Genomic DNA, 17959 nt, shown 5'->3' with positions numbered 1-17959 from the left:
AAGGAGTTTTGAACCAAGTCAAGAAAGGGCAACCGGGAAGGCCATCCCTAGGTTCCCCGGATTCCATCCCTAACCCCAGCCGGTCCCTAAGCCCACTCCACTCGGCTCCCGGAGGGATGCTTGCGCACCACGAGCCTGGCGGGAAGCCTTTCCGCCAGGGCCTCCACATGGGTAACGATGCCCACCAGCCGCCCCCGGGTGGGAAGCGCCTCCAGTACCCCCGCCACCACCTCGAGGGTTTCCGGGTCCAGGGTACCGAAGCCCTCGTCCAAAAACAAAGCCCCAAGCCGCCCCCGGGAAAGCTCCTCGGAAAGGGCCAGGGCTAAGGAGAGGCTTGCCAGGAAGCTTTCTCCCCCGGAAAGGGTCTTAACCGGGCGCACCGCCTCGGTCCAGAGGTCCAGGACCTGGTACTCGTCCTCCTTGGAACGCAGGCGGTAGCGCCCGGAGGAAAGGGTAGCCATGAGCTCATCCGCCCGCTCCACCAGGTTCCTCTGCCTAAGGCCCAGGAGGTAGGCGGGAAAGTTATTCAGCTGGAGGTCAAAGGCCAGCTTCTCCCAGAGGTCCATCTCCCGCACCACCTCCGCCAGGCGGGCTTCCAGCTCCCGGCGGCGCTTTAACCTTTCCCCCATCTCCTTAAGCCGCTCCTCCAAAACAGCCCTTTCTCCCATCCTGGCCTCGAGGCTCCCCTGTACCTGAGAAAGCCTTTCCTCTTCCCGCCGCAAGCGGGCCTCCACCTCCGCCAAAGGGGGAAGGGAACCGGGGAAGCGAGCCCTGGCCTCCCGCTCCACCTCCTCCAGGAGGGCTTCCACCTGGGCAAGCTCCTCCCGGTGCACCCGGATCCTCTCCGCCAGGGCCTCCCGCTCCTTTGGGGGAAGGTAAAGGGCCTTGGCCTCCTCCTCGGGCATCAGGCCCACCACCCGGCCCTTGGCCTCCTCGAGGGCCTTTCGCTGCTCTTCCTCCTGGGCCAAAAGCCCCGCCAGGGTCCGGTAGGCTTCCTCCCAGGCCCGGGCGAGATCCCGGTCTTGTCTTTCCTTTTCCTCCAGCTCCTCCACCCTCCGGGCGAGCTTCCCGATATACTCCCCTACCGGCTCGCCCCCCGTCCTCTCCCAAAGCAGGCGGTAAAGCCCGGCCGCCAAGGCCTCCTTCTCCTGGCGTAGGGAGGCCAGGGCTTCCCGGGTCTTTTCCCAGGCCATTTCCGCCTCCCCCTCCAGGCGGGAAAACCCCTGGCGCAAACGCTCCTTCTCCTGGGAGAGTCGCTTCACCTCCTCCTCGAGGGCCCGGGCCTCCCCCTGTTTTTCCCGGTACTTTTCCCTTAGCTCCTGAAGCCTCGCCTGCGCTTCCTGAAGCTTCCCTTCCAGCTCCTTGGGATCCCCGGGGATGGGCTCCACGCCCAGGGTCTCCAGGGCCTCCTGCTTGGCCCTTTCCTCCTCCGCCACGGCCCCAAGCCGGGTCAGGACCCCCTTAAGGGCCTTCTCCCCTTCCTCCCGCCTCCTCCTCAGGTCCGAAAGCCCTCGGTTCTCTTGGGAATGGGGAAGGACATGCACCACACCCCCGCACAAGGGACAAGGCTCCCCCGGCTGCAAAAGATCGCGGTAGGCGAGAAGCCCCAGGCGCCTTTCCTCCTTGGCCAGCTGGGCAAGTTCCGCCTCGAGGCGCTTTTTTTCCTCCTCCAAAAACTCCCGCCTCCTCCTTAGCTCCTCTAGCTCCTGCCGAAGCCGGTGGGCTTCCGCACCCTTAAGAGCCTTCTCCAGGGCCTCCACCTGGGCTCGAGCCTGCCCCCCCTCCTCCACCAAGGCCTCCAAGGCCTCCCTAACTCGGTTCAGGGCTTCTTCCTTCTCCCTTAGCCGCCCTTGCACCTCCATCAGGCGGGATAGCTCCCGCTCCCTGTCCGCCAAAAGGGCTTCCTCCTGGAGGAGGGATTCCAAGGCCTCCGCGTAGGCCTCGGGAGCCAGGCCCAGCCTGGGAGCCAGGTGCTCTTTCACTCCCACCCGCCGCCAAAGGGCCTCGAGGGCCCTTAGCCCCTCCGCCTGCAGAAGAGCCCTTTGCGCCTCCTTTAGGGCCTCGGGGTCAAAGGCCAGGGCCCGGCGGTCCCCCTCCAGCTGGGCAAGCCGGGCGCGCACCCTTTGGAGCTCCTGCGCTGTGGCCGCCAGGGCCTCCTCCTTCCTTCTCAAGTCCTGCCACAAAGGCAGGGCGGCCTCCGCCTCCGATGCCTTCTTGAGCCTTTCCTCCACCTCCGCCATGCGGGAAGCCTCGGCCTTGAGGCGGCCCAGACGGCCTTCCAGTTCCCCTTTGCGAAGGAGAAGCGCCTGAAGGCCTTTGAGCTCCAAAACCGCCTCCTCCAGGCGCCTTTTCTCGTTCTGAAGGCGGGCGATCTCCCGGGTTAGGTCCGCCAGGTCCCTTTCCAAGTTCTCCTTGGCCTCGAGGCTCACCCCAAGAAGCCCCGCAAGTTCCCCCTCCAGCCGGCCCTTCTCCTCCATCAGGGCCGCCTTGCGGGAAGCCGCCTTTTCCCTGGCCCTTTCCAGCCGGGTAAGCTCAAAGAGATCCAGGAGAATCCTGCGCCTCTCCTTGGCCTCTCCCTTAAGGAAGCGGTCAAACTCCCCCTGGGGAAGGAGGAGGGCCCGGGTAAAGGCCTCGTAGGTGAGGCCCAAAAGCTCCTCCAAGGCCCGGTTCAAGGCGTCCAGGGTCTCCAAGGGTAAAAGCCGCTCCCCCACCGGGCCTAGCTCAAAGAGCCGCCCTTCGCTCCGCTTCCCCCGCACCCGCTCCACCCTGTAGACCCTTCCCCCCACCTGGAAGGTGAGGCGGACCCGGGCCTCGCTGGCACCCGGGTGGACCAGGCTCCCCACGTTCCGCCCTACCCGGGGCACCACCCCATAGAGGGCAAAGGCCATGGCGTCCAGGAGGGTGCTCTTCCCGCTCCCCGTGGGCCCGGTGATGGCGAAAAGCTCCACATCGGAGAAGTCCACCCCCTGCAGCTCCCGATAGGGACCAAATCCCTCAAGCTCCAGGCGCAAGGGCCTCAAGCTCCACCTCCTTGAGCACCTGGTTAAACCGCTCCAGAAGCCCTTCCTCCTCCCGCCCCCGTTCCTTCAGGTAGCGGTCGTAGGCCTCCACCAAACCCAGCTCCGGGGCCAAGGTCCCATTCCCCCCATCTTCAGGCCCTCCTGCGGTTTCCACCGCCAGGAGATGGGGAAGCCCCTGGAAGAGCCTCTCCTTCACCGCCGGGGAAAGCCGGCCCTCCACCACCACCCTGAGGTACCCGGGAAAGCGCTCCAGCTCGGGAAGCCTACCGTCCAGCTCCTCGGGCTTCAGGTGGAGGGTTTTAAGGGGCTTCCCCCAGCGCTCCCTTATGGGGTGGACCCGGACGGGCCCCCTCTCGGGCACCTCCACCAGCAAAGCCCCCCGCTCCGCCTCCTCCCCTTCGCCGAAGTCCAGCTGGATGAGGCTTCCCGCGTACCAGGCCACGGGGGCCTCGGAAACCTGTTGCTGGCGGTGGATGTGGCCCAAGGCCACGTAACGGGCTCCCAGGGGCAAGGCGGAAGGAGGAACAGCGTAGCTTCCCGTGAGGTGGAAGACGAACTCCCCTGCCCCCGGGCGAACCCCCTCCAGGGCGAAGTGCCCCAGCATAAGGGGGCTTTCCAGGTTGGCGAGGATCCGCCGCATGGCCTCCGCGTAGGTGCGGTGGCGCTCCTCAGCCTCCTGCAGAACCTTTTTCACCAGGATGCGCTCGGATACAAAGGGGAGAAGGGCCGCCCTGAGCCCTCCCACCTCCACCACCCCCCCTTCCTCCCGGAAAAGAGGCCTTCCCCGCACCGCCGCCCCCGCCAGGGCGAAGAGGGGGGCAAGGGCCTCGAGGCGCTCCTTGGGATCGTGGTTGCCGGCGATGACCAAGGCGGGCACCCCAAGCTCCCTAAGGCGCAGGAAAAACTCCACCGCCATGGCCTCGGCCTCGGCGGAAACCTGGGGGCGGTCAAAGAGATCCCCGGAAACCACCACCAGGTCCACCCCCTCCTTGGCCACCATCTCCAGAAGGGTTTTCAACGCCTCCCCGATCTCGGGGGTGCGGTCCACGCCCTTTAATACCTTGCCCAGATGCCAGTCCGCGGTGTGCAATAGGCGCACGGCTTCCATTATGCCAGCCACCGGTCTTCCGCCTTAATGGGTATGGCCATGGTCTTCGGGAGGCCCACCCCTTCCCCCCCGGAAGAACCAAGCCGCCATCAGGGTGGTGAGGGGCACCGCCAGAAGAAGCCCCAAGGAACCCAGCACCATGGAGGCGATCTCCGCGGCGAAGGGCTCGGTGTTCAGGAGGAAGCGCAAGGGGGTGGGATCCCGGGTGAGGAGAAGAAAGAGGGGCAAGGAACCTGCGGCGTAGGCCAAGACCAGGGTGTTCACCAGGCTACCGATGTGGTCGTAGCCCACCTCCATGCCCCTACGGTAGAGCTCTCCAAGGCCAAAGCGGGGGTTGGCGTGGGCCAGGGCCTGGACCACCGCCGCCTGGGTCACGCTCACGTCGGTCAAGGCCCCCAGGGTACCCACCACCACCCCTGCCAGGAAGAGGGAAAGGAGGTCCACACCTCCCCATTGCCTGAGGAGCAGGGCTTCCTCCGAGGCCAGGCCCGTAAACCCCATTCCCCGGGTGAAAAAAAGGGCTAGGAACAGGACGAAGGCCACCGAGGCCAGGGTGCCCAAAAGGGCGGCGGTGGTCTTGCGGTTTACCCCGTGGACCAGGTAGACGGTGAGAAGAAGCACCCCCACGCTTCCCAGAAAGGCGTAGAGAAGGGGATTCCCACCCGCCGCCACCCTGGGAACCACGAGGTAGACCACCACCAAAAGGCTCAGAAAGGTGCCTAGAAGCCCTCTAACCCCCCTCCCCCGGCCCAAAAGGGCTGCCAGAAAGGCAAATAGGCCCAAAAGGCCAAGGAGCCAGGGCATGCGATCCGGCTCGGTCACGTAGGTTTTACCGCCCTCCTGGTAGAGGACCACCCGCTGGCCCACCCGGTACCCGCCCCCATCCACGGGCAGAAGGGCCTCCAGCCTCCTGCCCTCCACCTCCACCAGGGCCACACCCCGTTGGGCCTCGAGGGCCAGGATCCTCCCCACCAGATACCTTCCATCCCCCTGGGCTAAGGCGGGAAGGAGAAGGAACCCCAAAAGCAGCCAAAGGCGCATACCGCCACTCTACCCGGCCACGATGAAAACTTCTTCTCAACTTGCTATCCTAAGGCCATGGAGCGCTCCACCCGGCAACGGCGGGCCATCCGGGAGGCCTTTTTGGAGGCGGGCCGTCCCCTTTCCCCCCAGGAGGTCCTGGAGCTCGCTCGGAGGAAGGTGCCCTCCTTGGGCCTCGCCACCGTATACCGCACCCTGAAGGGTCTGGTGGAGGAGGGGTTCCTCACCCCAGTGGCCCTCCCCGGTGAACCCTCCCGCTACGAACCCGCGGGAAGGGAGCACCACCATCACTTTCTCTGCCGCCTCTGCGGAAGGGTGTATGAGCTTTTGGGTTGCGATCTGGCCCTCGAGGACCACCTGCCCCCGGGTTTCCTGGCCGAGGGGCACGAGGTCATGGTCTACGGCCGCTGCCCGGAGTGCGCCTAGTCCCACGCAGGGTAGGCCTCCTTCGGCCGGTTCCAGCGCACCTCCTCCAAAGCCCCATCGAAGCGCAGGATGGCCGCCAGCCTGGCCCGGGAGTACACCCGGTAAGGCTCCTTGGGGATGAAGGCGGTCACGATGTCCACGTGCCGCGGGGTGGCGTACTCCAGCACCACGTGCAGGGGAAGCTTCAACCGGGGAGGAAAGACCATGTAGCCCAAGACCAGCATCCTTTGGTCCTCGGGGTAGATGGCCAGCTCCCTGCCCCATTCCAAGGCCCTAAGCACGTCCAGCTCGGTGAAGCCCTCCTGAAGCATGTGCTTGACCGCATGGGGCCCCAGGCGGTAGCGGCCTTCCCGGAGGTGGGGGAGAAGGTCCGTTAACCTGCGAAACTTCCTCACGCAAACCCACCCCCTTTGCCTCAGTCTAGGGCCAGGCATGGGGAAAAGGTGTGGACTTTAGCGGTAAGGACCCAGGGCCCCAGGGTCCCGCACCGCTAAAAAGACCCCGTAGACCCGGTTTGCCCCTGCCTTAAGGAGGGCTTCCTTGGCCCTGAAGAAGGTGGCCCCGCTGGTGAGAACATCGTCCACGAGAAGCCAGCTTCCCTCCACCCGCAGCACGGGAACAAATAGATCCTCGGGCAGGCGGCGCCGGGCCCGGCCCCGGGTGGGCTGGCTTGGAGTGTAGCGCGCCCGCCGCAAAACCCGGAGGTAGGGAAGCCCAAGGCGGGCTGCCAGGATCCGTCCCAGGAGCTCAGGGGGATTGTAGCCCCTAACAACCAACCGGGGAAGCAGGGTGGGAATGGCGGTGACCCCGGAAAGCCCCCAGCCCTGGGCCAACACCGCCTCCGCCAAGGGCTCGGCCAGGAGGGGGGCAAGGCCGAACCGCCTGCCGTACTTCAAGGCCCGCACCATTCCTCCCACCCGCCCGTAAAGGCCCAGGTAAACCATCTCCCCCGCAGCAAAGGCCTTAAGGCCCTGACGGCAAGTGGAGCAAAGAAGGGGTGCATCCAACTTCCCACCACATCCCGGGCAGGTATGGCCCAATAGGCCCTCAAGAAATCCCCAAAGCATCCCGTAAGGCCTCGTCAAAGGGTGGGTAGAGGATCCCCTTCTCCGTGATGATGCCCGTAAGGTAGCGATGAGGGGTAATGTCAAAGGCAGGATGGTAGGCAGCCACCCCCAAGGGGGCAAGGCGCACCCCCCTTAGCTCCAAGACCTCCTCGGGGGAGCGTTCCTCTATAGGGATCCCCTGCCCGCTTTCCAGGCTTGGGTCCACGGAGGAAAGGGGCAGGGCGGCATAGAAGGGAATCCCGTGGTGGTGGGCGAGAACCGCCAGGGTATAGGTGCCGATCTTGTTGGCGAAGTCCCCGTTCAGGGCCATGCGGTCCACTCCCACGATGACCGCATCCACCCGGCCCTGGGCCATGAGGAAGCCCGCCATGTTGTCCGCGATCAAGGTGGCGGGAACTCCAGCCTTCTTTAGCTCGTAGGCGGTGAGCCTGGCCCCTTGCAGGTAGGGCCGGGTTTCATCCACCCAGACATGGGAAACCCGCCCCTGGCGGTGAGCCTCCACAATAGCCCCCAAGGCGGTGCCGTACCCCCCCGTGGCCAGGGGGCCGGTGTTGCAGTGGGTGAGGACCTGGCCCCTTAGCACCTTGGCCCCATGCAGGCTTATGGCCCTTTCCGTTTCCTCCACCTCCCGCCAGATGGCCTGGGCCTCCTCAAGGCTTCCCGCCAGGTTCCCCCAGTGCGGGCGCATGCGATCCAGGGCGTAGAAGAGGTTCACCGCCGTGGGCCGGCTCTGCCTTAGAAGGCGGTCCGCCTCCTCAGGGTCCTCCCCGCTCAGGTGGGCCAGCACCATGCCATAGGCGGCGGAGACCCCGATGGCCGGGGCCCCCCGCACCACCATGGCCCGGATGGCTTCCGCCATCTCCTTGGCGGTGCGCACGGGAACCCAGATCTCCTCGAGGGGAAGCTTCCTCTGGTCCAGAAGCCAGAAGACCCTTTCCTTCTCATCAAAGCGAAAGGGCAGGATCCTTTCCACCCCTAAAGCCTAACGCAGCCTTAACACCTTGTCGTCGTTGGGGCGCACCTGGCCCCGGCCGTCGCGGTTGGAGGTGGTGACGTAAAGGGCTCCATCGGGACCCACCTGCACCTCCCTTAGGCGGCCAAAACCCGAAAGGGCCGTTTCCACCCGCGCCACCCGCCAGTGGCCCTTGTCCCCGTCCAGTACCAGCCGCAAAAGGGCCTGCCCCCTGAGGCCCGCCACGTACAGGTCCCTCCTCCAGAAGGCCAGGTTTCCGGGAGGAAAACCCTCGGGCCAGAAGTGAAGGGGGTCGCGGTAGCGGGGGTCGTCCCCCCGTCCCACCACCCGGGGCCAGCCGTAGTTGCCCCCGGGAACGATGAGGTTTACCTCGTCATAGCCGAAGCCCTGTTCCCCACTGGGCCCGTGCTCGCTGGCAAAAAGCTCCCCGGTCCTCGGGTGCCAGGCCAGGCCCTGGGGGTTGCGGTGGCCATAGCTATAGATCTCGGGCCTAGCTCCGGAACGGTTTAGGAAGGGGTTCCCCGGCGCTGGCTTGCCTTCCGGGGTGATCCTGAGAACCTTACCTCCCAGGGAGGACAGGTCCTGGGCCAGCTCCCGCTCGTACACCTCCCCTGTGGTCACGTAGAGCATCCCATCGGGACCGAAGGCGAGCCGTCCCCCGGAGTGCAGGCCGTGGGAGCGGGCGGGAATGCCGTCTAGAACCACCCGGTCCAGCACGCCCCTATTCCCTTGGTGCCTCAGGCGCACCACCTGGTTCCTGAGGCCTCCTTCCTCCACCGTGCGGTAGGCGTAGAGGTAGGGCTCCCGGGGAAACTGGGGATGGAGGGCGAGGCCAAGGAGCCCCGACTCCCCCCGGTGGTAAACGGGAAGCTCCGCGTAAAGCGAGGCCCTTCCCCCCTGCACCCAGAGGATCCGCCCCGGCCGTTCGGAGACCAGGAAGCTCCCGTCGGGTAAAAAGGCCAAGGCCCAGGGCACCTCGAGGCCCCCCACCACCTCCTCCACCCGAATTCCTTGCGCCCGAACCAAGGAAAGCCCCAAAAGGCCCAGGAGCACCCGCCTGCGGGAAACCACGCTCACCCCCTTGGGGGTGAGCCTAGCACACAGATCCAGCGCCCAAGGTGGGCTCCCCCACATCCTAAAGGGCGCCGGGACCTAGGCCTTGGGGTCCAGGATCACCTTTACCGCCTGCCCCGAGGCCAAGAGGCCAAAGGCCTCCCGGTACTGGCTCATGGGCAGGCGGTGGGTGATGAGGGGGGTAAGGTCCACCCGGCCCGAGTAGACCAAGGCGGTGCCCTGCATCCAGGTCTGCCAGAGCCTTCTTCCCGCGATGCCGTAGGCGGTGATCCCCCGCATGACCAACTCCCCGGCCAGGTCAAAGCGAATGGGGTCCGAGGGAATGCCCAGGATCCTGGCCTCCCCCCCCGGGATCAAGGCCTTAAGCCCCTGGTGGATGGCCACCTCATTCCCGGAAAACTCCAGGAGGACCTCCACCCCGCTTCCCGTCACCTCCTCCACCACGGAAAGGAGATCCTCCTCCAGGGGGTTCACGAGCCGGTCGGCGTAGGGCCTGGCGAAGTTCAGGCGGTAGGGGTTGGGGTCGGATACCAGGATAGGCCCGGCCCCGCTGGCCCGGGCCACCATGGCCGCCATTAAGCCGATGGGCCCCGCCCCAGTGATGAGGACGCTTTTCCCGGAAACCCCGCTTCCCGCGTACACCGTGTGCACCGCATTGCCGAAGGGCTCCAGGATGGCCCCCACCTCAAAGGGCAGGTCCTTGGGGTTCACCCAGGCGTTTTCCGCCGGCACCACCACGTACTCGGCAAACCCGCCGTCCCGGTCCACCCCCAGGATCTGGGTGTTGAGGCAAACATGGTAGTTGCCCGTGCGGCAGGCGGGGCAGGCATGGCAAACAACATGGCTTTCCAGGCTCACGTGGTCCCCCACCTGGGGCCTTTTGACCCCGGGGCCCACCCGTTCCACCACCCCGCTGAACTCGTGGCCGGTGATGAGGGGAGGCCTGATCCGGCCCCTTGCCCAATGGTCCCACCGCCAGATGTGGAGGTCGGTGCCGCAGATGCTGGCAGCCTCCACCCGCACCAGGATCTCCCCGGGGCCCGGCTCGGGCACGGGGCGTTCCACCAGGGTTAGGCCCTCTTCCGGGGCCAGCTTGGCTAAAGCGCGCATACCTGGGCCATGCTACCACCGGTAAAGGGCACCCACGCCAAAGCGGGTGGTGTCCGCCGCCTCGAGGCTAAAGCTCAAGCCCAAAGCCGGGGTGAGGTCGTACCCCAGGGTAAAGGTGAAGCGGGCAAGCCTGCCATCCCCCGGCAGGAAGGTGGAGCCCAGGGAAAAGGTGAGGCCGTCCCGGCGGTACTGGGCGCTCAGGGTCTGCTCCCCTCTGAGGTCCAGCTCGTAGCCCAAGAAGAGCTCAGGGCTCAGGTACTTGCCCACGGAAAAGCGGGTTTCCTCCAGGTCTCCCCCCTGGAGAAGGGGAAGCTGCACCTGGAAGCGGTCAAGGCCCAAGGAACGGGCGAGCTCCCGCTCCAGCTGGCCCAGCACCAGGTTCTCCAAAGCAGCCCCCAGGGCCACCTGGGGGAGGGTCTCCGCCAGCCGGGTGACGTCGGGGGTACCCAGGGCAAGGAGGGCGTAGATCTCGGGCTCGGTGAGGGCGGGATCCGAGGTGAAGTGGGGCTCGAGGCGCACCTTCACCCGGCCGTTTTCCCGCAAAAACTCCCCCTTAGCCTCCAGGAAGACCTTGTGGCCCCGGGTCTCCGCCTGGGCCTTAAGGCGGAACTCGGGGAGGATGTCCCGGTCCGGGAAAAAGCGCAGGAAGCTCCCCGTGGGATCCAGGGTAAAGAGGGAATCCCAGAGGCGGAAGTTACCCCACAGGGCTTCCACCTGTCCGGACAGGTAGGGGTCGGCGTAGCTTCCTCCCAGAAACACCTCCCCTTTGAGCTCCCCCTGGGCCAGGCTTTCCTGCACCAGGACGCCCCTTTCCGCATACACCCGCACCCCCTCGAAGACCAGGGGCACGGGGGTGGGCTTCCCCGCCCCGCTTCCCCCCAGCTCTACCCCCTCCTGGGTCAGCTCCTTGGCCCTTGCCTCCGGCAAGGCCAGCCTTGCCCTCAGGACCTCGGCGTTGCCCGTGAGGTGGTAGGTGCCCTTCTCCTCGTAGAGGAAGAAGCTCTTCACGTCCAGAAGGCCCTCTTGCAGGTAGTACCGGGGATAGTAAAGGGGAAGCCGGCCGTAGCCGGCAAGGCGCAAGGGAAAGAGGGTTCCCTGGGCCTGAGCCTCCCCCAGGCGGATCTCCACCCCGTAGGCCGGGTAGCGGAAGGCCACCTCCGCCGGGGTTTCCTCCTTGAGCCCGGGCAGGGTAACCACGCCCTTGGCGCTAACCTGAAATTCCTCCAATCTGCCCTCGAGGCCCAGCCTGGCCTTCCCGGGGAAAGGAGCCAAAAGGGTGAGCTCCCCCTCCGCCCGCGCCCCCCCGTTCAAGGAGAGTAGCCCCTGGGGAAGGTACCCCGCCACCGGCCCTAAGCGGAAGCGAAAGTCCTTGAACTCCACCTGGAAGCCCTCCCCCTTAAGCCTCAGGAGGAGGCTTCCCGAACCCTCGGGCCGGTAGGGCTTTAAGGGAGGCACCACCTGGAGCACCGGGGTGAAGACCGTGTCCTTAAGGCTCAGGTAGAGGTCGCTCCCCTCCGGGCTCCAATACCCCCCGCCCTCCCAGCTTCCCCGGCCCAAAAGGCGGAGCCGGTCCACCAGGACCCTGCCCCCCTCCAGGCGAAGGACCGCCTGGCCCTTAAGCTCATCCCCGGCCCCCACGAAGCGCAAGGCCTCCCCCACCAGGACCCCCTCGCCCCGCAAGGGGTGGGAAAGGGGAAGGCGGAGCCGCACCGCCCCCGTCCAGTAGGCCTCCCCCTCCAAGGGCCCCGCCACCGCCATGAGGAGGAGATGGAGGGGAAAACCCCGGAGGGAAGCGGAAAGGTCCAGCCGATCCCCCTCGAGGGCCACTTGAAAGGGACTTTGCCCAAGCTGCCCCTCCCCCTGCACCAACCCAGGCCCCAAAGCTCCCGCGAAGAGGAAGGGCAGGCGGCTTCCCGCCACCTCCGCCTCCCCCTCCAGCCGGCCTTGGGCCCGGGTACCCTCCAGGGCCAGCTCCCCGGAAACCACCCCCTTCAGATAAGGAGCGTAGCGGCCGGCGAAATCCTCCAAGGCCGCCCCCTCCAGGCGAAGCCTGCCGCTAAGGGGAAGAAGCCTTCCTTTGGCGGCGATCCGGCCCACCGCTCCCTCCAGGGCCCCCTCCACCTGGTATCCTTCCCCGAAAACCCGGCCCCGGAAGCGGCTTTCCAGGGGGGGAAGGGGAAGGTCCACCCGAACCTCCCCGGCAGGAGGATAGGCAAGCTCGCCAGCAAGGTAGGGACCCTCCGCCCGGAGCCTGGCTTCCAAAAGCCTCCCCTCCACCTCCAGGGCCTGTTCCCCCGCCCGGTAGGAAACCCTGTAGGCCCCTCCAAGATCCACCTCTCCCTGAAGCCTCCCCGCCCCCGCCGCCCACCAGGAAAAGGCAGGATGCTCCCCCAAGAGGCGCACCCGGTCCTTCTCCCCTTCCAGGCGCAAGCGGAAGCCGGAAAGGTCCAAGGCCAAGGCCCCCTCCACCTTGCCCCCGGCATAGGCCAAGGCTCCTTCCCCTTGGGGGCTGGTCAGGATCAGGGACAGATCCTTCAGGTTCAAGCCTCCCTCCAGGGGCAGACCCACCCCGGGCACCCGGTAGTCCAGAAGAAGCCTTTCCCCCTGCCCCAAAACCCCAAGGCCCCCGGGCAACAGGGCCTTAAGGATCCTGCCCTCCCCTTCCGCCTGGCGGGCCGCCAGGTCCAGGCGCACTCCCCCCACCTCTAGAAGAGGCCAGGCCAGGCGCACCCTTTCCCCCAAAACCTCCCCCTGGATTTCGGGAACCTGTTTGCCGGAAAGCTCCAGGCTTCCCTCCTTAAAGGCCACCTTTCCCTTCCAGGCCTCCTGCCAGGCCACCTGCCCCTCGAGGTCCCCGTGGAACCCCAGGGTGAGCCCTTCCCTTCCGTACCGCCCTTCCACCTCAGCCCTCCGGCCCCAGGCCAGGAGGACCAGGTTCAACCCCACTTCCCGCCAGGGACCCTCCACCCTGCCGGAAAGGGTCAAGGGACCATAGCGGAACCCCTCAAACTGGAAGGCCACGCCCTTAGGCCCCACCTCGCCGGAAACCCCCGCCCCGGAAACCCCCACCCGGAAGCCCTCAAGCCCCTTAAGGGAAAGCGCCACCTCCCCGTAGCGGTACTGGCCCTTAAGCCACTCCCCGGGATAAACCCCTTCGGCCCAAAGCTCCCCCAGGCCCCGGGGCAGGGCCCCGGCGTAGCGGTAGGCCAGGCGGAAGGGGGAAAGATCCAGCCGCCCGGAAAGGGGGAGCCCCTCTCCTAAAAGATCCAGGCCCAGCCCCTCTCCCCGGGCCAGGACCACCCCATAGGGAGTGGAAAGCCTGCCCTCCCCCGTAACCCTTCCCCGGTACCCCTTCTCCGCCAGGTAGCGGTACTGGCCCTGGAAGGCCACACCCTGGTACGCCAAGCTCCCTGAAACCCAGGCCTCGAGGCCCGGGCACCTCCCCAAGGGCAAAGGCAGGCAGAACCCTCCCTCCCATAGGCCCTGCCAGGCCCCCTCCCCCTGGAGCTGGAACAAGCCCGCCCCGAGGTCCACCCTTCCGGCAAGCCCCCCCTGGGGCAGGGGGTAGCGGAGGGTGAGGAGGCCGGAAAGCCCCTTCCGGTAGCGGGCTTCCCCCATAAGCCCCGGCCCCTGGAAGCTCCCCACCACCTCCCCATCCCGGTACCTCACCCCCACCTTCTCCCCAAGCACCTCCCCCAAAAGCTCCGCCCGCAGAGGCCAGAGCCACGCCTTCCCGGATAGCCGTCCCTCCGGACGCTCCAGGCTTACCTTAAGGGCCTCCTGCCAGGGCCCGTCCGCCTCCGCCTTAACCCGCACGGGAAGGCCAAAGGGGGCGAGGTCCCGGTCCAAGTCCAGGACCAGATGCCCCTCCGCAAGCCTCAAGCGGAAACCCTCCGCCTCCCCCACCAGGGAAAGGGCCTCCACCCCTAAGGGCCCGCCCCGGTAGCGGTAGGCAAAGCGGAAGGGCAAAACCTCCCCGTTCCCCAAGAGGCTTCCCAGGCCCTCGAGGTGGCCCAAGGGCTGCCCCAGGGGAAGCCCAGGCCACCCCGCCTGAAAACTACCCTGGGCTTCCAGCCGGGCCTGGCCCAGCTCCAGGCGGTATTGGGCCCTCCCGGAAAGGAAAAGGTCCTCCAGGGTCGCTTCCACCGCCACCTCCCCCGGAAGGTCCTTGCCCTTTAGGGTAAGGTGCAAAGGCCCTTCCCCCTCCCCCTCTAGGAGAAGCCCATGCCCCTCCGCCCAAAGCCTTCCCCGATACCCCTCCGGGCCCCAGGAAAGATCCACGCGAAGGGCCATTCCCTCCACCTTACCCTCGCCCATCGCCGAAAGGTGCCAGGCCCCGTCGTACCGGGCCACCAAGGCCAAGGGCGCCTCCCAGGAAACCTCCGCCCGGGTTCCCTCCCCCTTCAGGCGCAAGGGCCCTTCCTGCTCCAGGTAGCGGAGGCTTCTAAACCTTCCCTCCCCCCGGTAGCGGCTTCCCTCAAAGGCCCACGCCACCTCCCCTTCCCCGTAAGGGGAGGCATGGCGCAGGGTACCCTCCCCCCTCAAGGCCAAGAGGTTTACCCGGCCCGCAAGCTCCGTCCACCCAAGCCCCTCCCGCTGGTAGCGGGCCTCCAGGGCCAGGCCCTCCAAGGGACCCCTAAGCCCAAGCCTCAAGGGACCGTAGCGGAAACTCCCCTCCACCTCCCCCTGAAGCCCGGGCCCCAGGCGGAGCCTGCCCTCCCCGGACACCCCCCCTAGCCCCCAGAGCCTCCCTTCCTTGGGAGCCCAGGCCAGGCCCGCATCCCGATCGCTGAGGAGGAGGCGGAGAATCCCTTCCCGGTAGTCCAGGGCCAGGGATTCCGCCCCATAGCGCACCCGCGCCCAGGCCTCCCCTTCGCCGGAAAGGGTCAGCCTCCCCCCCGCCCTTCCCGCAAGGGAAAGGCCCAGGGCCCGGGCCAAGGGGGCCACCTCCCCCAGGGAAAACCTCACCTCCTCCCCCGTTAGCGCCGCCTCGCCGCCCTCCCACCTTAGGGCCAGGAAGGGCTTACCCTGGTATCCCCCCTGGAGGGTGAAGGGCAGGCCGGCAAAGTTCCCTTCCCCCTTCCCCGTCACGTGAAGCCCCTGGCCCTGGAAACTCCCCGCAATCCTTCCCTCCTTTCCCAGGACAGCAAAGGGCAAGGCCAGGCTACCCTGATAGCTAAGTCCCTCCCCCTCGAGGGACAAGGGACCTTGCAACCGGTAGCGAAGACCTCCCCCCTCGGTCCACACCTGGCCCGAAAGGGGCAGGGCGCCAAAGTAGGGAAGCCGAGCCTCCCCGGAAAGCTCCAGGCGGAAGGCCCGCCAGGGCCCTTCCCCTTCCGCCTCTAGGCGCACTCCTAGCCCGCTTTTCTCGTACTCTCCCCGCACGGCTAAGGAAAGCCCTTCCGGGGAAACCTGGCCCTCTCCCTGGAAGAAGGGCCCAGAAAGCCTTGCCCGGGCGGAAAGAAGCTCCTCCCCGGTCAAAAGAGCCTCCCCGTAGGGGCTTTCCAGCCTAAGCCTCCCTCCCCGGGTGCCCCAGGTGCCGCTGGCCCGTACGGGAAGCCCCCAAGGGGAGAGGTCAAAGGCCTCCGCCTGGAGCAAAAAGCTTGGACCCTCCTCGTACCCCCCCAGGAGGCGAAGGCCCGGAGCCTGGCCCTGGAAGCGGAAGACCGCCCCCCGCCCCACCAGGCCGAGCCTTAGGTCCAGCTTCTCCAGGTGGGCCTGGGCCTGGTAGGCAAGCCCCAGGAGGTCCAGCCTTCCTGCCATCCGCACCGGACCCGCATAGGGAACCTCCCCCTGCCCCCTTACCCTTAGATCCCGCCAGCCTCCCTGAGCCTCCACGCGGCCATAGGGAGAGGAAAGGCTAAGATGGCCTCCTTCCAGGCTACCCTCAGCCTGGAAACGGCCGGAAAGCCCTCGGTACCTCCAAGGAAGGACCAGGTGAAAGGGATACCGCCCGGTGAACTCCAGCCTCCCCACCCCCAGCACCTCCAAACCTTTCCGGTCCAGACGGAAGGCCAAAGGAGGCACCTCGAGGCCCTCCGGCAAGGGGGGGAGGAGCCTGCCCGCAATCCGCAAATCCGGGTAGACCTCCCCTTCCCCCTGGGCGTACCCCTTTAGCCCCGCCAGGACCAGCCTCCCGCCCTCCCCCCGGAAAACCCCCGCCAGCCAAGGGGTTTCCACCCGGGCCCAGCCCTGGAAGCCTCCATCATAGAAGAGGTCCGCCCCAAGGACCAGGGGTCCCAGCCGCGCCCTTCCCCTCAGGCTTAAGCCCCCTTGATAACGCAGGAGGAGGTCCTGGGCCTTCAAGGTGAGGCCCGGCTTCGGGTCGTACGCCCCGGCAAAGGGGAGGCTTCCCCAAGGGGTCATGAGCCTTCCCTGGACCTCCATCCCCAAGCGGCGCAGGTTCCCTTCCACCTCCAGGTAACGGCCCTTCAGGGCAAGCCTCCCCGAAAGCTCGCCATCCCGGTACAGGGCTTGCCCGGAAAGGCGGAACTCGTCCAGGGCGCGGATGGGCAGGTCCCGCAGGCGAAGGGCCAGGGCCCCACCCCGGTACTCCCCCTCCCCATAGGGGCTTCGGAAGCGGAAGGCCCCCTTTGCCTGCCCCACTTGCAAGGGGAAGGCCGCATAGGGGGAGGTGTAGTGCAAGGAAGCCTCGAGCCTCCCCGAGATCAGCCTTCCCTCCCCCTCAAGGCTCCCCACCGCCAGGGGCGTGGGGCTAAGGGCCAGAAGAAGGTGACTCCAGGTTCCCCGGAGGGCCAAGGGTCCAAGCTGGCCCGCCACTTGCTCCCCATTCCCTGCCACCTCCCCCGAAAGATCCAGGGGTCGGAAGAAGGGAAGGCGCACCCCGGGGCTTTGCACCCGGGCCTGCCACTGGCTTCCCTCACTTTCAAAGGCCACCTGGGCCCATCCCTCCAGGGGCCTAGGCCAGGCCACCTGGCCCCGGGCTTCCGTGCGGTTCCCCTGGCCCTCAAGGACGACCCTGCTTCCCAAGGAATCCTCCAGGCTCGCCCGGTAGTCCTGGCCCACCAGGCCAAAGCCCAGCCGGTAGGTGCGGTCAAAAAGCCTTCCCTCTGCCTCCGCCTTCAGGGAGAAGACCCGGTCGAAGGAAAGGGTTCCCCGGTGGCGGAAGGGCTCGGAGAGAAACCGCCCCTCCCCCCAAAACCTCCCCTTCACCCGGATCCGGTCCCAGCCCTCCCCCTCAAGCCGAAGCTCCCCATCCCCCTCCACCGGCAGGGCAAGGCGGTAGTGCCGGGCCAGGGCGGGAAGCCGGGGCCGGCCCGTGAGGAAAAAGCGGTAGCGCTCCGCCTTCAAGTCCACCTGGATCCTGGCGGAAAGGGGCCCCTCGAGGCCCACCCCCCTTAGCTCCGCCTCCACCCGATCCTCCTCTAGGCGGATGGGCCCCTCCACACGGGTGAGGAGGAAGCCCAAAAGCTCCACCACCCCTTCCTCCACATGGCTTTCCCCTTCCACACCCGTGGGCAGAAGGCGAAAAACCCCGGAAAGCCTTCCCCCCTTAAGCCCCGGGTAGAAGAAGGAAAGCCCTGCCACCTCACCCCTATAGCGCACCTCCCAGGCGGAAAGATCCCGGGCCAAGGCCCGCGCCTCCCCCTGGAAGCTTCCCCCGGGAAGCCGGGCGATAAAGGCATAGGGGTTTTCCCCGGCCAAGGTGAGGCGCAGGGGAGGCAGGAAAAGCCTCTTCCCCTTGGGAAGCTCCACCTGGACCTCCTCCAGGAGGAACTGCCGGTAGACCACCCGAACGCTGGGGGGCGGTCCGGGTTTTTCCGGGATCAAGGCCTCCCAGGTGGGCTTGAGCCTCGCACCCCGTAGGGCCACGGAAAGGGGAAGCTCCTTGCGCAAAAGCCCGAGAAGGTCATAGCCCAGACTCACCTCCCGGGCCTCGAGGGCCACGCCCTCCCCCCTCAGGGCCACCCCCTTCAGGCGGAGGCCAAAGAGAAGGTGGCCCCTCACCTCCCCCACCTGCCCCTGGAAGCCCGAAAGGGCAAGCCCCCGCTCCACGGCAAGCCGCAAAAGGGGAGGCCAGGCCAAAAGGAGAAGGGCCAGGGCGAACCCCAGGAGGAGGAGAAGCCCCCGCCGCATCCCTCTTAGCATAGGCACCGGAGATGAAAACCGCGTGGCAAGG

General features: G+C 66.9%; 10 protein-coding genes. 1 reads left to right on the top strand and 9 read right to left on the bottom strand.

What is annotated here, in order from left to right:
- Positions 1 to 86: 86 nt before the first annotated feature.
- The 3 genes from G584_RS0102095 to G584_RS0102085 are packed head-to-tail and all read right to left on the bottom strand — an operon-like array spanning position 87 to position 5169.
- On the bottom strand, positions 87 to 3020 hold the full coding sequence (locus G584_RS0102095) for an AAA family ATPase (protein ID WP_028493119.1): 2934 nt from the start codon (positions 3018 to 3020) through the stop codon (positions 87 to 89).
- On the bottom strand, positions 2995 to 4119 hold the full coding sequence (locus tag G584_RS0102090) for a metallophosphoesterase family protein (protein ID WP_028493118.1): 1125 nt from the start codon (positions 4117 to 4119) through the stop codon (positions 2995 to 2997). The genes G584_RS0102095 and G584_RS0102090 overlap by 26 nt, the downstream gene beginning before the upstream one ends.
- A gap of 33 nt (positions 4120 to 4152) precedes the next feature.
- Positions 4153 to 5169, bottom strand: coding sequence for a YibE/F family protein (locus G584_RS0102085; RefSeq protein WP_028493117.1), 1017 nt, complete (start codon positions 5167 to 5169; stop codon positions 4153 to 4155).
- A 57-nt stretch (positions 5170 to 5226) separates the two neighbouring features.
- Between G584_RS0102085 and G584_RS0102080 the strand changes: the two genes are divergently transcribed.
- The gene (locus tag G584_RS0102080; RefSeq protein ID WP_028493116.1) at positions 5227 to 5595 is read left to right on the top strand and encodes a zinc uptake transcriptional regulator; all 369 of its coding nucleotides are present in this window, start codon (positions 5227 to 5229) and stop codon (positions 5593 to 5595) included.
- On the opposite strand, the gene G584_RS0102075 is transcribed toward G584_RS0102080, so the two are convergent.
- The 6 genes from G584_RS0102075 to G584_RS0102050 form a co-directional block, all read right to left on the bottom strand.
- The gene (locus G584_RS0102075) at positions 5592 to 5990 is read right to left on the bottom strand and encodes a DUF4258 domain-containing protein (protein ID WP_028493115.1); all 399 of its coding nucleotides are present in this window, start codon (positions 5988 to 5990) and stop codon (positions 5592 to 5594) included. The genes G584_RS0102080 and G584_RS0102075 overlap by 4 nt on opposite strands.
- 57 nt (positions 5991 to 6047) lie before the next feature.
- Positions 6048 to 6662 (bottom strand): ComF family protein, encoded by a 615-nt coding sequence (locus G584_RS0102070; RefSeq protein WP_028493114.1) that lies wholly within the window; start codon positions 6660 to 6662, stop codon positions 6048 to 6050.
- Entirely contained in the window at positions 6643 to 7635 is a 993-nt protein-coding gene (gene mtnA, locus G584_RS0102065; protein ID WP_028493113.1) for an S-methyl-5-thioribose-1-phosphate isomerase, read from the bottom strand. Before mtnA ends, G584_RS0102070 begins: the two co-directional genes overlap by 20 nt.
- A gap of 9 nt (positions 7636 to 7644) precedes the next feature.
- Complete coding sequence (locus G584_RS0102060) at positions 7645 to 8706, bottom strand: PQQ-dependent sugar dehydrogenase (RefSeq protein ID WP_028493112.1); 1062 nt, start codon at positions 8704 to 8706, stop codon at positions 7645 to 7647.
- A gap of 81 nt (positions 8707 to 8787) precedes the next feature.
- Positions 8788 to 9819, bottom strand: a complete 1032-nt coding sequence (tdh, locus tag G584_RS0102055) for an L-threonine 3-dehydrogenase (RefSeq protein WP_028493111.1) — start codon at positions 9817 to 9819, stop codon at positions 8788 to 8790.
- Positions 9820 to 9831: 12 nt separating this feature from the next.
- Complete coding sequence (locus G584_RS0102050; RefSeq protein ID WP_028493110.1) at positions 9832 to 17916, bottom strand: translocation/assembly module TamB domain-containing protein; 8085 nt, start codon at positions 17914 to 17916, stop codon at positions 9832 to 9834.
- Positions 17917 to 17959: the final 43 nt, after the last annotated feature.

The organism is Thermus antranikianii DSM 12462 (genome assembly GCF_000423905.1).
In the GTDB taxonomy this organism is placed as follows: Bacteria; Deinococcota; Deinococci; order Deinococcales; family Thermaceae; genus Thermus; species Thermus antranikianii.
This window is presented reverse-complemented; position numbering and strand designations above follow the sequence as displayed.